The sequence below is a fragment of the Brevundimonas sp. GW821-FHT02A10 genome (assembly GCF_059422025.1).
This window is the reverse complement of the sequence record NZ_JBWKWC010000003.1, coordinates 40,871-54,939: the sequence shown is the minus strand read 5'-3', so window position 1 is coordinate 54,939 and position 14,069 is coordinate 40,871. Positions and strand designations below refer to the sequence as shown.

The following is a 14,069-nucleotide window of genomic DNA, read 5'->3' as shown; positions in this document are numbered from 1 at the left end:
CGACGGGAACTCCCCAAAGGTGGGTTTAGCCCGCGTCGCCGTCTGCGCAAACAGTCATCGACGAACCGGGCGCTAAAAGCCTCAGGCGGCTCGCGAATATCCCCGCCCTGTGGCGTGGGTGCTGTTCCGGGGCCGGTCCAGTTCGAAGCGGGCGACCAGATCGGCCAGCTCGCGCGATTGCTGGGCCAGCATGTGGCTGGCGGCGGTGGATTCCTCGACCATGGCCGCGTTCTGCTGGGTCACGCGGTCCATCTGGTTGATGGCGGTGTTGACCTCCTGCAGGCCGCTGGCCTGTTCGCGGGCCGAGGCGGCGATCTCGGCGGCCAGAACGCGGACCTGATCGACCTCGGCGGCGATGGCGCTCAGGGCCGAGCCGGTCTGGTCGACCAGCTTGACCCCGGCTTCGACCTGACGGCCGGATTCGGTCATCAGCGCCTTGATCTCGCGCGCGGCGTCGGCCGAACGCTGGGCCAGGGCCCGGACTTCCTGCGCGACGACGGCGAAGCCGCGGCCGCTGTCGCCGGCCCGCGCCGCCTCGACGCCCGCGTTCAGGGCCAGAAGGTTGGTCTGGAAGGCGATCTCGTCGATGACGCCGAGGATCTGGCTGATCTGCTGCGAGCTGGCGGCGATGGCCGTCATGGCGGTGTTGGCGTCGTGGGCCACCTCACCGCCCGCGCGGGCGGCGTCCATGGCGGTGTTCGACACGCCCGCGACCTTACCGGCGCTTTCGGCCGTGGAGCGAACGGTGGCGGTGATCTGGTCGAGGGCCGCGGCGGTCTCTTCCAGCGCGGCGGCCTGCTGCTCGGTGCGGCGCGACAGGTCGTCGGCGGCGGTGGTGATCTCGCCGGCGCCGTTCTGCATCTCGTCCACGGCGCCTGCGACGGCGCCCAGGGCCTCGCCGAGGGTCGCGGCGGCGGCGTTGAAGTCCTGCTTCAGTCGTTCAGCCTTGGGGGCGACGGGGGTCGAAATGCGCCAGGTCAGATTGCCGTCAGCCAGAGCGGCCAGACCCTCGGCCAGAACCTCGATCAGATGGTGGTCGTCGGCCGCCTCGCGGGCCTTGTCGGCGCTGACGGCGGCGCGCTCGGCCTCGGTCGCTGTGCGGGTTTCCTGCGCCTCGGCGGCGAGGCGCTCGCGGTCGAGGGCGGCGACACGGAAGCGTTCGACGGCCTGGGCCATCTGGCCGATGTCGTCGCGGCGGTCCGCCCAGGGCGTCTCGACGTCCATGGCGCCGCCGGCCAGCCGGTGCATGAAGGCGCCCAACCCTTCCAGCGGCTTGAGCAGCCGGCGCGTCGCCAGCAGGCAGATCAGGGTGGCCAGCAGGGTGAAGACGCCGCCGATGGCCATCAGGGCGTTTCGGGTGTCGGTGACCGACTTCATGAACTCGGCCTCGGGGATGCCGACATAGAGAATGCCGATCACATCGCCCCGGACGTTCTTGATCGGGTCGTAGGCGACGAAGAAGGGCTTGCCGAGGATGTCTGCCTGACCGCGATAGGACTGGCCCCTGGTCAGGACGGCGTCATAGACCGGGCCCTTGGCAAGAGCCGTACCGATGGCGCGACCGCCGCCGGGCTTGAGGACGTTGGTGGTGATCCGGGTGTCGCCCATGAAGACGGTGGCGGTGCCGCCGACCAGGGTCTTGATCTTGTCCACGGGAGCGAAAAAGTCGTTCAGCGTCGTCGAGCCGATGGTCATCCGGCCACCCGCGACGTCGAAGTCGGTGCCGTACTGGCCCAGCACGTCCCAGGCGACGCGCATATTGGATTCCTGACGCTCGGCGGCGCGGGCCATGGCGTCCTCGGTCATCAGCCAGGAGGTCGTCACGGTCAGCAGGATGCCCAGGGCGGCCAGCCCCGCCACGATCATCAGGGCGATCCGGCCCGACAGAGATCCCATTGCCTTGTGCATTGAACGCCCGACTCACTTGTTCGCTAGTGCAGCAAAGCTAGAGCCTGCCGCTGAAGCCAGACCTAAGCGAGGACTAGGTAATATTCCTTAACGCAGGGCCGTCAGGCCGCTTTTCTGCGTCCGATCTCCGCCTTCGCAGCTGCAACAGCGTCGACATCCATGTCGGTCTGGGCGGCCATCCAGCGCAGATAGTCGTCAGGCACCTCGGACCAGGGCTTCTTCCTGTGCTTGCCGAAGGGGACGGTGGCGATGTCGCGCGGGGCGTTGGACCACTCCAGCAGTTGTTCGACGCTGTGTTCTTTCAGCAGGTCCATCAGGATGTGGGCGGTGACCCAGGCGTCGGGGCCGGCCCTGTGCGCCGGATCGGCCAGGGCCGGATCCAGTCGGAAGCCCCGCCAGTAGCGCAGCACCTGGTTGGAATGGCCGGGCGCCTCGGGCCAGGCCTGTTTCGACGACCGCACGGTGCAGATCCACGGCAGACCGCCCGTCGCCGTGTCGGCGATGAAGGCGCGCTCGAACCGCATGGAATGGGCGACCATGACGTCCGCCGGCTCGGCGAACATCTCGCGCAGTTTGTATTCGTCGCAGTGCGGGTCGTCGGCGGTGAAGTGGTCAGGCGTCAGATGATGCACGGCCATGGCGTGAAAGGAGATCTCGCCACGCGGCCGGAACAGCTTCGACACCGGCGGCAGGGCTTTCCACCCCTCCCCGTCTCGCACCACGTCAACGAAGCCGACCTCGATGATCTCCGAGGTGCGGTCCCCGCCGGTGGTTTCCAGATCGACGACTCTCAGACGCATGGCGGCAATATAGGCCGTCCGGCGGTCATGCCCACGTCAGGAGCGGACGCGTCGTGTCGGGAGCAAGTCAGGCCCGCTCGCACTCCATACTTGTCCGGCTGTGGCCGGCGCCGCGCGGGGGACTGTGGGAGACCGACAACCGGACTTCGCCGCCGTCCCGCCTCGTCACAAGCCGGGCCTTACAGTCGAGCTTGTCAGGCGCGACTTCACCGAACGCGACGCCTTGCCCGCCGTCACGCAGCAGGGTGAAGGCGCAGTCGTAACCGCGATCCCGACTCTGGCAGCGGAGATCGAGGATATGGAGCTCCGGAACGCCTCCGGAGCTGGCGTTGTACCAGAGAGACGCATCCCAGGCGCCGTTCCCGATCATCGCGTTCAGCTCAAGGTCTTGCCAGATCGCACCCTGTATCGGTCCGACCAACTCGGGCGGAGGCGGAGCCAAAGGGCCAGAGGTCAGAACGACGAGAAGAACGATCATGACGGCAGCCTAATACCACCGGTTGTCGGACGCCATGCCCCTCAGGGTTGGCCGGCGGCCATGCTGGCCGAGGCCATCTGCAGCGGGGCCGAGGGCTCGCGGAAGTAGCGGTCGATGCCTTCGGCGACGGCGCGCATCAGGCGGCGGCGGCTGGTCGCGTCGCCGAGAGCCCGTTCGTCGTCGGGATTGGTGATGAAGCCCATTTCCAGCAGCACGGCGGGCACGTCGGGGGCCAGCAGGACGGCGAGACCGGCGTCGCGGTGGCTGCGGCGCAGGAGCGGCTGGTCGGCGGCCTCGATATGGGTCAGCAGGACGCGGGCGAATTGGGCCGAGCGGTTCTGGGTGGCGCGCTGGGTCATGTCCAGCAGGATGCGGTCGACCGAGGGGTCGCGGCCCGGCAGGTGCAGGTCGCGGTGCCAGTTGTCGCTGCGGGTGACCTCGCGCACGGCCCGGGTCGCCCCCTGTTCGGACAGGGTATAGACCGAGGCGCCGCGCGTGGCCGGGTCAGCCCCGGCGTCGGCGTGCAGGGAGATAAAGAGGTCGGCGTCGGCGTTCCGCGCGATGCGAACGCGCTGATACAGGTCGACATAGCTGTCGTTGGTGCGGGTCAGGAGCACGCGGTAGCGGCCCGTGGCCTCCAGCTCCGACTTCAGGGCCAGGGCGGCGGCGAGCGTCAGTTCGCTCTCGTGGCGGTTGGCGCCCGAGGCGCCGGGATCGTGACCGCCATGGCCGGCGTCGATGACCACCAGAGGCTTTTCGGCGCGGCGGGTCTCGGGACGCGGGGCCTGACGCGCAGCGCCGGGACGCGGACCGTTGGCGACGGCTCCGGTGCGGACCGGGCCGGTGGCGCGCAGGTCGATGACGTAGCGATAGTTGCTGACCCCGTCGCCGGGCGGCAGCAGGAAGCGGCGTTCGATCTGGGCGTTACGGGCCAGGACCAGCTCGACGCGCGAGGCGGTTCCGACCGGATTGACGGTGAAGGCGTTGACGAGGCCCGAACCGTCCCCATTTAGATTGGAGCGCGGGGCCACGCCGCTGAGGGTCAGGACCACCTGTCCGGCCGCGCCGGTCTCGACGACACGGCCCTGGGCCGAGGCGCCGAGGTCGATGACCACACGGGTCCGGTCGCCGTCGCCGCCGAAGCGCACGCCCAGCACATCGCCGACCGATCCGGCCGCCAGACCGCGTCCGCCGGCGAACAGCACAGCGCAGATGACGACGAAGGCCATCGCCGTCATCGCCCACTCACGCGCGCCCCACCGGGCCATTTGAGACATCCACCGACCGTGCATTCTGACGGGAAACCCACCTTCTTTGTTAAGCACAGGATGCCAGAGGTGAGTTTGGAATGGGTTAAGCCGCCCAAGCCTTTTCATTCCCGTCCGGGATGCCTATGCTTTGTCTGCTCGCGGAGTGTTCGCGCCGTCCGATCCGATCGGCCCCGGCGCGTCGACCTCGTCAGCAGTGACTTTCAACCTATCCGAGGGTCCCGGCGACGAGCCGCGGATTCGACGACCGGGCCCCCGTCGCAGCCTTTCTTCTGGCGCGTCCGGCCCAGGACCGACTGAACCCCATGGGCCTTTCCGCCTGCGCTCCCATCCGGCCCTCGATGGCCGTCGTCGAGTTTCTCGACGGGAAGACGCTCGCCCTGGCCTGCAATCCCATTCGGCGAGCCGCCACAGACCTGAAGGCCAAGGCCACAGGATCCGGCAGAGCGCGCCAGAGAGACTCCTTCAATGTCAAAGACCATGCTTATCGATGCGGCGCACGCGGAAGAAACCCGCGTCGCCATCGTGGACGGACGCCAGGTTGAGGAATTCGACTTCGAGTCGAAAACCAAGCGCCAGCTCCGCGGCAACATCTATCTCGCCAAGGTTACGCGCGTAGAGCCCAGCCTGCAGGCCGCCTTCGTCGAATACGGCGGCAATCGCCACGGCTTCCTGGCCTTCAACGAAATCCACCCCGACTACTACCAGATCCCGACCGCCGACCGCGAAGCCATCATGGCCGAAGCGAACTCGGACGAGGACGACGCCGACGACCACGCCCGCGACTCGGATGACGAGTCTGAAGGCGGCATGGCCGAGGAAGAGCGCCTGAAGCGCCGCCTGATGCGGCGCTACAAGATCCAGGACGTCATCCGCCGCCGTCAGATCCTGCTGGTCCAGGTCGTCAAGGACGAGCGCGGCGCCAAGGGCGCGGCCCTGACCACCTGGCTGTCGCTGGCCGGCCGCTACTGCGTGCTGATGCCCAACACCGGCAAGGGCGGCGGCATCTCGCGCAAGATCACCCAGGCCTCGGACCGCAAGCGCCTGAAGGCCGCGGCCGCCGCCCTGGAGGTGCCGCGCGGCATGGGCCTGATCATCCGCACGGCCGGCGCCAAGCGCACCAAGGCCGAGATCAAGCGCGACTACGAATATCTGCTGCGCCTGTGGGAGACGATCCGCGAGACGACGCTCGCCTCGAACGCGCCTTCGCTGATCTATGAGGAAGAGAACCTCGTCCGCCGCGCCGTGCGCGACATGTTCGACAAGGATTTCGACGGCATCCAGGTCGAGGGCGTCGAGGGCTTCAAGGAAGCGCGCGACTTCATGCGGGTGCTGATGCCTTCGCAGGCCAAGAAGGTGCACCTGTATCAGGGCTCCAAGCCCCTGTTCGCCGCCAACGGCATCGAGGAGGTCCTGACCGGCATCCACCAGCCGGTGGTGACGCTGAAGTCCGGCGGCTATCTGGTGATCAACCAGACCGAGGCCCTGGTGGCCATCGACGTCAACTCGGGCCGCGCGACCAAGGAACGCAACGTCGAGCAGACCGCGTTCAAGACCAACTGCGAGGCCGCCGTCGAGGCCGCCCGCCAGCTGCGCCTGCGCGACCTCGCCGGCCTGGTCGTCATCGATTTCATCGACATGGATGAATCGAAGAACAACCGCACGGTCGAGCGCATCCTGAAGGACGCCCTGTCCGAAGACCGCGCCCGCATCCAGATGGGCAAGATCTCCAGCTTCGGCCTGATGGAAATCAGCCGCCAGCGCCGCCGTCTGGGCGTACTGGAAGGCGCCACCGAGGTCTGCCCGCACTGCCAGGGCGCCGGCCGCGTCCGCTCTGCGGAATCGGCCGCCCTGATGGTGCTGCGCGCCGTCGACATCGAAGCCGGCAAGAACGGCGCGGGGTCGATCAACCTGCGCGTCTCGACCGGCGTCGCCCTCTACATCCTGAACCACAAGCGCGAGTATCTGCAGCGCCTGCAGGCCGCGCGTGGCCTGGCGGTGATCATCCAGATCGACGACAGCCTGGCCCAGGGCGAGAGCGCCATCGAGCGCACCGAGACCAATGAGGACTTCGTCGCCGCCGAACCGACCATCGCCCTGGCCGACCTGCTCAACGACGGCTTCGACGACAACGCCTTCGACGACGAAGACGAGGACGACGACGAAATCATCGACGACGAGGACGAGGACGACCTCGAGCGCGAGGACACCGACGACGACGAGCCGCGCACGCGTCTGGAAGTCGAGAACCGCGGCGGTCGCGGCCGCAAGCGCCGTCGTGGCGGTCGTCGCGACGAGGAGACCTCCGAAGCCGCCCCTGCCCCGTCGTCGGACGATGACGATGACGACAGCGAGGCCGGCCGTCGCCGCCGTCGTGGCCGTCGTGGCGGTCGCCGCGTGCGTGAGGACGGCGACGCCAATGGCGGCTCCGGCTCCTTCTTCTGGGTCCGTGGCCGTACGCCGTCGCTGGACGACCCCTACGTCTGGTTCGACCCGATCAACCCCGAGCCCCGCGCCCCGCGCGCGCCGGTCGCTGAAGGCGTTCGCGCCGAAGGCCTTGCGTCCGACGTCGAGGAACGCGTCGGCGAACGTCCCGAAGGCGAGACCGGCGGTGAGCGCGAGGGCGGGCGTTCGCGCCGCCGTCGTCGCGGTCGCGGCCGTGGCGGCGAACGGGGCGGCCTGACCCACGAGGTCAAGGTCGAGGCCCGCGCCACCAACGAAGGCATGCCCGCCGACGGCTCGCCGGACACCCCGATGGCCGTGATGGTCGAGGGCGAAGCGGTTGAAGCTGACGCTCCGGTCATCCCCGCCGAGCCGCAACGTCGTCGCGTCCGCCGCAAGCCGGCCGCGACCACGGACGTCGATCTCGACACCGGCGTCGAGCCGAACGAGGCCGAACCGGTCGGCGCACCCGTCGAACTGGACGTCACCCCGGTGGAGGCCGTCGAGGAGCGCGCCGCCGTCGAGGCCCTGATCGCCGAGCCCGAGCCGGAGACGACCCCCGTCCCCGCCGCGGTGGTCGAGCACACGTCCGCCCCGACGCCCGAGGCCGATCTGTCGGCGATCATCGCCGCGGATCCGAACCAGATCGCCGCCCCGCCCGAGAAGCCCAAGCGCGGATGGTGGCGCCGCTGAGGCGCAAGGCCTAGATGACAAGGACTGGAGTGCGTCAGCCGCAAAACGGACACCGATCCCGGCGACCGTCGCACTCCAGTCCAGCCATCCGGCCCGCTTACGCGGCCACGGGGGAGCTCATCTTGAACGGCCTTGCTCGCGTCGCCTCTGTCTTCCAGCCCTCTCGCAAGGCTGTTTCGCGTCTGATCGCGGCGGCGACTGCGGCCGTGTTCGCCTTTGGCGTCGCCGGCCCGGCCTCGGCCCAGAGCGCCATTCGCGACACCGAGATCGAGGGCATCATCCGCGGCTGGGCCGACCCGGTTTTCGCCGCCATGGGCCTGAACCCGGATGAGGTCGAGGTCCTGCTGATCAACGACCCGAGCCTGAACGCCTTCGCCCTCAAGGGGCGGATCATGGGCATCAACACCGGCCTGATCGAACAGACCACGACGCCCAACGAATTGCTGGGCGTGATGGCGCACGAGGCCGGGCACATCAAGAACCGCCACCTGCTGCGCGACGGCGTGCAGAACGCGGGCATGCAGCCCTTCCTGATGACCATGGCCCTGGGCGCCCTGGCCATAGCCGCGGGCCAGCCCGGCGCCGGCGCCGTGCTGATGGCCAACAGCCAGTATTTCGGCACCCTCGGCGCCCTGCGCTACATGCAGAGCCAGGAGGGCGAAGCCGATATCTCGGGCGCCCGGGCGCTGGAGGCCGCCGGCGAAAGCGGCAAGGGCCTGGTCGACTTCTTCGAGAATTTCCGCTCGCAGGAGGTCTTCTCCGACGCCCGCCGCTATCCCTATTTCCGCAGCCACCCCCTGTCGGGCGAGCGGATCGAGGCCCTGCGCCGCCCGGTCGAAGCCGCCCCTCACTATGGCCACCAGGATAGCCCCGAGCGTCTGGCCGACCACGCCCTGATCGTGGCCAAGATCCACGCCTTCATGGATCCGCCCAGCCAGACCTTGCGCGACTATCCGGCCTCGGCGACCGACTTCCCCAGCCGCTACGCCCGGGCCATCGGCTATTACCGCGATGGACAGACCGACAAGGCCATCCAGGGCGTCGACGCCCTGCTGGCCGAGAAGCCGACCGATCCTTACCTGTGGGAGCTGAAGGGTCAGATCCTGTTCGAGGACGGCCGCCCCGGCGATTCCCTGTCGGCGCACCAGCGCTCGGTGGAGCTCAAGCCGGACGCGCCTCTGCTGCGCATCAACCTGGCCCACGCCCTGATCGAGACCAATGATCCGGCCAATCTGGACCCGGCTATCGACCAGCTGAAGCGGGCCGTGGCGCGCGAGCCGGACAACACCATGGCCTGGCGTCTGCTGTCCCAGGCTTATTCCAGCCAGGGCAAGGAGGGTCAGGCCCGTCTGGCCTCGGCGGAATACTGGTTCGCCGCCGGCGATACTGAACAGGCCACCCAGTTCGCCCTGCGCGCCCGGCCCATGCTGGACCGCAGCTCGCCCGAATGGCGTCGCGCCGTCGACATCGTCCTGGCCTCGGGCGCGACCGATCAGGACCTCCAGGACCTGGACCGGCGCCAGCAGCGCCGCCAAGGCCCGATCATCGAGCCGCCGGCCTCCACGGCGACCCTGCCCGGCAGCGCCCGGCCGACCTCCTGACTTTCAAAGACGAGACTGTATGACCGACGCCCCCGAGCCCGCCGTGGCGCCTGAAACCGCACCTGCGCCGACGCTGAAGCAACGCTGGCTGACCGGCCGCAGCATGCTGGCGCTCGGCGTCTCGGTGGTCGCCCTCGGCTTCGCGGCCGCGCCCTACGTCGTGCCGGGCCTGTTCGGGTCCCAGGTGCGCGCCTATCTTCTGAACCACCCCGAGGTGCTGGCCGAGGCCCAGGTCGCCTATCAGGTCCAGCAGCAGAACGATCAGCAGGCCCGGGTCAACGCCGCCGCCGCCGCCCACCCCGGCGCCCTGCGCGCCGCGCCCGGCGAGCCCGCCTTCGGCCCCGTCGATGCGAAGGTCACGGTAGTGCAGTTCTTCGATTACCAGTGCCCCTACTGCAAGGCGGTGGCGCCGGACTTCCTGCGCCTGATGCAGGCCAATCCGGACGTGCGCTTCATCTTCAAGGAATGGCCGATCCTCGACCACGGCGAAGGCATCACCTCGCGCTACGCGGCTCAGGCCGCCCTGGCCGCACAGGCCCAAGGCAAGTATCTGGCCGTGCATCAGGCCCTGATGGCCGAGCGCGCCCTGACGCCCCAGGCGGTGGACCGGATCCTGGCCGCCAACGGCGTGACCGGCCCGGTCGGCAGCCCCGAGGCCGCCCGGATCGTGACCAATGTCCGGATCGACGCGACCAACCTGACCATCGAAGGCACCCCGACCTTCTTCATCAACGGCAAGGCCTCGCCCACCCACGATCCGGCCGGTCTGGCCCAGATCATCAACGCGGAGAAGGCGAAGTAGGGCTTACGCCAGCGCCAGATACATGCGGCCGCCGATCCACTGGACCCGCGACTGGCTGAGTGCGGCATCCATGGCGGCGGTGTTCCCCAGCGCTTTCTCGGCCTCGGAGAGGACGAAGTAGCTGTAGGGGTCGGCGGGCCAGTCCTTGAGCAGGTCCTCGATCTTCGCCTTCGCCCCGGCGGCGTCGCCGTTGGCCAGCATGGCGGCGGCGAGGCTGCGGCGGGTCGGATACCAGATGGCGGGCGGATCGCCGCCCTCGTCGTCCTGGGCCTGGATGGCGGCGGCGCGGGTGAAGGCGGTGATGGCGGCGGCGTGGTCGCCGGTGATCATGGCCGCCCGGCCCTCCAGCACCCGCTGGAACAGCTCGACGAAGTCCTTCACATCCTTCGCCTGGGGCGCGTTGTCCGGAATGGCCTGACGCAGTTCGGCGATGGCGGCGGCCTCGACCGCGATGGCCTCGGCGTCGCCCCGGCGCGCGGCGGCCTCGCCGCGGGCGTAGCGCCAGCTCATGCGCAGCAAGGGGTTCGAGGCCGGCGGCTCCTTCAGGGCCGCGACAGTCTCCTGCGACGCGAACCGGCCGTAGAGGGCATAGGCGTCATTGGCCATGATCTGACGCCAGGCGTTGGACGCCGGAATATCGGGATAGGTGGCCAGGAAGCCGTCGGCGAGGGCGATCCCCTCCTCCGCCCCGCCGGCCATCAGGGCGCCGCCCATGCCGAAATGCAGGTTGTGGCCGTGCAGGGGCATGCCGCCCGCGATCCCGCCCGGACGCGGCGCGATCTGCTCGTAACGCTTGTCCAGGGCCACGGCGCTCACATTGGCCCGCATCGCGTCGATGTAGCGGCCGACGCGGTAATAGGTGTGGGACGGCATATGGACGAGGTGGCTGGCGTTGGGCGCCAGCAGGGCCAGCTTCTCGCCGTAGGGAATGGCCTTGTGCGGGTCCGCCGACCACTCGGTCATGTGGATGTAAAGGTGGATATTGCCCGGATCGTCGGGCTTGACCGCCAGGGCGTGCTCCAGGATTTCCATGGTGCGGGTCGTCGCCGGATAGGCCGCCGTGCCGTCCTTGTTCCACGGATCGCCCTCGACGCTCAGCATCCAGGCGTCGGCGGTGATGGCGGCGATGGCGATGTCGTCGGGATGGGCGCGGGCGATGCGGTCCATGCCGCGCGCGAACCGGGTGGCGCGCGTGGCCTCGCGGCCCGAATAGCGCTGGATCAGGGCGTCGATCATCTGCTTCTGCATCGGCGAGGCGTCGCGGGCCAGCCGTCGGGCCTCGCGCGCCGCCGTCAGGGCCGCGGCGATCGAGGCGTCATCATTGCCGCCGCCGTTGAGATTAGGCCCCAGAGCCCAGGCTTCGCCCCAGGCGCACATGCCGCATTCGGGATCGAGGGCACGGGCCTTGCGGAAGGCGCGGACGGCCTCGGTGTGTTCGAAGGCCCAGCGCAGGCGGACGCCCTGGTTGAACCAGACCTGGGCCTCGGGCGTCGCGTCGACGACGTAGCCCTCGTCCCCGAAGCCATCGACCAGCACCATGTCGGCGACGGGCGCCGTGGTCATGGCCGAACCGACCTTGCCGCACCGGGGTCCGTTGTCGATGGCGTCCAGCATGGCCTTGTCGGCCGTGGCGTCGGCGACGGCGGCCGGGCCGATCAGGGCCAGGGTCGCGACCGTGAACGCCAGAAGTTTCAAACGCATCGTCGTCTCCCCGAACAGCCGGGAGTGACCTTGGCCGAAAAAGCCCGTCAGGCCAATGCGGCGGATCGAGCGGCCTAGATCAGGCCGGCCAGCGGCGACGACGGATCGGCGTACATCCGGCGGGGCATGCGGCCGGCCAAATAGCCCTGACGCCCGGCGATGACGGCATGCTTCATGGCGCTGGCCATCAGGATGGGATCCTTCGCCCCGGCGATGGCGGTGTTCATCAGGACGGCGTCGCAGCCCAGCTCCATGGCCAGAACGGCGTCGGATGGTGTGCCCACGCCCGCATCGACCAGCACCGGCACCCTGGCCTGTTCCACGATCAGGCGGACGTTGACGGCGTTCTGGAGCCCCAGGCCCGAGCCGATGGGCGCGGCGGCGGGCATGATGGCGGCGGCGCCCGCCTCCTCCAGCCGCTGGGCCATGACCACGTCGTCGGTGCAGTAGACCATGACGTCGAAGCCGTCCTTGACCAGCATATCGAGCGCCCGCAGCGTCTCGACCATGTCGGGATAGAGGTGGGCGGTGTTCGACAGCACCTCCAGCTTGACCAGGTTCCAGCCCCCGGCCTCGCGCGCCAGACGAAGGGTCCGCACCGCGTCCTCGCCGGTGAAACAGCCGGCGGTGTTGGGCAGGAAGGTGAAGCGGTCGGGCTTCACATAGTCGACCAGCATCGGCTGGCTCGGATCAGACAGGTTCACCCGGCGCAGGGCCACGGTGACGATCTCGGCGCCCGCGGCCTCGGCGGCGGCGGCGTTCTGGGCGTAGTCGGCGTATTTGCCGGTGCCCACGATCAGCCGCGAGGAGAAGGTGCGGCCGGCGACGGTCCAGGAATCGGCGGCGGGAGAAGCGATCTCGGTCATGGCCGGTTCCCTACGCCTTCGCGCCCACGGAAGGAACAGCTCAGCCGTCAGAAGTCGTCAGGGATTTCGCGCCCAATTCGGCCACGATCGGGCGGCGATCTGGAGAACGTCGATTCACCGACAGGGAGGCCCGCCATGTCGAACCCCAAGATGTCGAACCGCCAGATCCTGACCACCGTCGCGCTCGCGGCCCTGACCCTGATGGCCGGTTGCGCCCCGGGCGTGGACGGCGTCCCGGCCCCGCCCATGGCGATTGAAGCTCCGCCGCCGCCTGCCCCGCCCCCACCGCCGCCGCCGCCTCTCGCCATGGCGCCGGCCGAGGCCTCCGGAGAGGTCGCCGACCTGGTTGTTACGGGTTCGCGGATTCCGGGGTCCTCCGCCGACCGCGCGCCCGAACCCGCCAGCCCCGTCCGCCCGCGACAGCAATCCCAGGCCGGAATTCTGACGGCGGGCGACTACGACGACCTGCTCAATCCCCAGGCCTACGCCCGCTATGTCGCCTCCAAGGCCCAGGAATTCGAGGCCCTGCCGTATGTCGACACCCGCGCGGCCATCACCGTCACCATCACCGACCCCGACGGCCGTCCCAAGCCTTTCGTGCCGGTCCGCATCAGCCGTCCGCAGGGCGGAACGCTGGAGCTGACGACCCTGGCCGACGGCAATGTGGTGCTCTTCCCCGCACTGGACCGTCTGGGCCGCACGGCCGAGATCAGCGTGCCCGGCCCGCGCGGCCAGATGACCCGCCGGACGCTCAGCGTCGGGGCGGATCGACGTCTGGAGATTGCGACGCCCGGCGCCCCGGCGACGGTCCGCGCCCTGGACCTGATGCTGGTGATCGACGCCACGGGCAGCATGGGCGACGAGATCAACTATCTGAAGGTCGAGCTGGACAGCATCGTCACCGCCCTGAAGGAACGCCACCCCGGTCTGGACCTGCGGCTGGGCCTGATCGTCTATCGCGACGTCGGCGACGACTATGTGGTTCGCCAATACGCCTTCACCGGCAATACGGAGGCCGTCCAGACCCTCTTGTCCAAACAGTCGGCGGGCGGCGGCGGCGATTATCCTGAAGCCGTCGATCAGGCGATGGCCGCAGCCGTAGGCGCCTCATGGCGCGATGACGCCGCCAAGGCCCTGGTTCTGGTCGCCGACGCCCCGCCTCACGACCAGAACATCGGCGCCACCTGGGCGACCACCCTTCAGGCCCGCGACAAGCGCATCCAGATCGTGCCCGTGGCGGCGAGCGGCGTGGCCGAGAAGGCCGAGTTCGTCATGCGCGCCATGGCTGCGGTGACCCAGAGCCGCTATCTGTTCCTGACCGACGACAGCGGCGTGGGCAATCCGCACGCCGCGCCCGAGGTCAAATGCTACGTCGTCACCCGCCTCGACGCCCTCTTGCGCCGCGTCCTCGACGGCATCGTCTCCGGCCGGCGGATCGAACCCCAGGGCAACGAGATCATCCGCCGCGTGGGCGACTATGACGACGGCGTCTGCGAGCCTCGCTGACCCA

10 protein-coding genes are annotated in these 14,069 nt (G+C 69.2%); 4 read left to right on the top strand and 6 right to left on the bottom strand.

The window, feature by feature from the left end:
* Positions 1 to 81: 81 nt before the first annotated feature.
* From AC07U0_RS09785 to AC07U0_RS09770, 4 genes are all read right to left on the bottom strand, one after another.
* A complete protein-coding gene (locus AC07U0_RS09785) occupies positions 82 to 1,896 on the bottom strand; it encodes a methyl-accepting chemotaxis protein (protein ID WP_494719838.1) in 1,815 nt (604 codons plus the stop codon).
* 113 nt (positions 1,897 to 2,009) lie between these two features.
* The gene (locus AC07U0_RS09780; RefSeq protein ID WP_494719837.1) at positions 2,010 to 2,708 is read right to left on the bottom strand and encodes an exonuclease domain-containing protein; all 699 of its coding nucleotides are present in this window, start codon (positions 2,706 to 2,708) and stop codon (positions 2,010 to 2,012) included.
* Between the two features lie 67 nt (positions 2,709 to 2,775).
* On the bottom strand, positions 2,776 to 3,186 hold the full coding sequence (locus AC07U0_RS09775) for a hypothetical protein (protein ID WP_494719836.1): 411 nt from the start codon (positions 3,184 to 3,186) through the stop codon (positions 2,776 to 2,778).
* Between the two features lie 41 nt (positions 3,187 to 3,227).
* A complete protein-coding gene (locus AC07U0_RS09770) occupies positions 3,228 to 4,454 on the bottom strand; it encodes an N-acetylmuramoyl-L-alanine amidase family protein (RefSeq protein ID WP_494719835.1) in 1,227 nt (408 codons plus the stop codon).
* Between the two features lie 468 nt (positions 4,455 to 4,922).
* Here AC07U0_RS09770 and AC07U0_RS09765 point away from each other — a divergent pair, with 468 nt between their 5' ends.
* The 3 genes from AC07U0_RS09765 (at position 4,923) to AC07U0_RS09755 (ending at position 9,992) form a co-directional block, all read left to right on the top strand.
* The gene (locus AC07U0_RS09765) at positions 4,923 to 7,589 is read left to right on the top strand and encodes an Rne/Rng family ribonuclease (RefSeq protein ID WP_494719834.1); all 2,667 of its coding nucleotides are present in this window, start codon (positions 4,923 to 4,925) and stop codon (positions 7,587 to 7,589) included.
* A gap of 122 nt (positions 7,590 to 7,711) precedes the next feature.
* Complete coding sequence (locus AC07U0_RS09760; protein ID WP_494719833.1) at positions 7,712 to 9,190, top strand: M48 family metalloprotease; 1,479 nt, start codon at positions 7,712 to 7,714, stop codon at positions 9,188 to 9,190.
* Between the two features lie 19 nt (positions 9,191 to 9,209).
* Complete coding sequence (locus AC07U0_RS09755) at positions 9,210 to 9,992, top strand: thioredoxin domain-containing protein (RefSeq protein WP_494719832.1); 783 nt, start codon at positions 9,210 to 9,212, stop codon at positions 9,990 to 9,992.
* 3 nt (positions 9,993 to 9,995) lie between these two features.
* On the opposite strand, the gene AC07U0_RS09750 is transcribed toward AC07U0_RS09755, so the two are convergent.
* Both AC07U0_RS09750 and AC07U0_RS09745 read right to left on the bottom strand, forming a co-directional pair.
* Complete coding sequence (locus AC07U0_RS09750; RefSeq protein WP_494719831.1) at positions 9,996 to 11,693, bottom strand: tetratricopeptide repeat protein; 1,698 nt, start codon at positions 11,691 to 11,693, stop codon at positions 9,996 to 9,998.
* 74 nt (positions 11,694 to 11,767) lie between these two features.
* Positions 11,768 to 12,559, bottom strand: a complete 792-nt coding sequence (locus AC07U0_RS09745) for a thiazole synthase (RefSeq protein WP_494719830.1) — start codon at positions 12,557 to 12,559, stop codon at positions 11,768 to 11,770.
* A 135-nt stretch (positions 12,560 to 12,694) separates the two neighbouring features.
* Here AC07U0_RS09745 and AC07U0_RS09740 point away from each other — a divergent pair, with 135 nt between their 5' ends.
* Positions 12,695 to 14,065 (top strand): vWA domain-containing protein, encoded by a 1,371-nt coding sequence (locus AC07U0_RS09740; protein WP_494719829.1) that lies wholly within the window; start codon positions 12,695 to 12,697, stop codon positions 14,063 to 14,065.
* Positions 14,066 to 14,069 lie beyond the last annotated feature (4 nt).

What these genes read in the sequence shown, in the direction of transcription:
- AC07U0_RS09745 (WP_494719830.1), bottom strand. Translation starts at nt 12,559, where the DNA reads ATGACCGAGATCGCTTCTCCCGCCGCCGATTCCTGGACCGTCGCCGGC.
- AC07U0_RS09765 (WP_494719834.1), top strand. Translation starts at nt 4,923, where the DNA reads ATGTCAAAGACCATGCTTATCGATGCGGCGCACGCGGAAGAAACCCGC.
- AC07U0_RS09770 (WP_494719835.1), bottom strand. Translation starts at nt 4,454, where the DNA reads ATGGCCCGGTGGGGCGCGCGTGAGTGGGCGATGACGGCGATGGCCTTC.
- AC07U0_RS09755 (WP_494719832.1), top strand. Translation starts at nt 9,210, where the DNA reads ATGACCGACGCCCCCGAGCCCGCCGTGGCGCCTGAAACCGCACCTGCG.
- AC07U0_RS09775 (WP_494719836.1), bottom strand. Translation starts at nt 3,186, where the DNA reads ATGATCGTTCTTCTCGTCGTTCTGACCTCTGGCCCTTTGGCTCCGCCT.
- AC07U0_RS09780 (WP_494719837.1), bottom strand. Translation starts at nt 2,708, where the DNA reads ATGCGTCTGAGAGTCGTCGATCTGGAAACCACCGGCGGGGACCGCACC.
- AC07U0_RS09785 (WP_494719838.1), bottom strand. Translation starts at nt 1,896, where the DNA reads ATGGGATCTCTGTCGGGCCGGATCGCCCTGATGATCGTGGCGGGGCTG.
- AC07U0_RS09750 (WP_494719831.1), bottom strand. Translation starts at nt 11,693, where the DNA reads ATGCGTTTGAAACTTCTGGCGTTCACGGTCGCGACCCTGGCCCTGATC.
- AC07U0_RS09740 (WP_494719829.1), top strand. Translation starts at nt 12,695, where the DNA reads ATGTCGAACCCCAAGATGTCGAACCGCCAGATCCTGACCACCGTCGCG.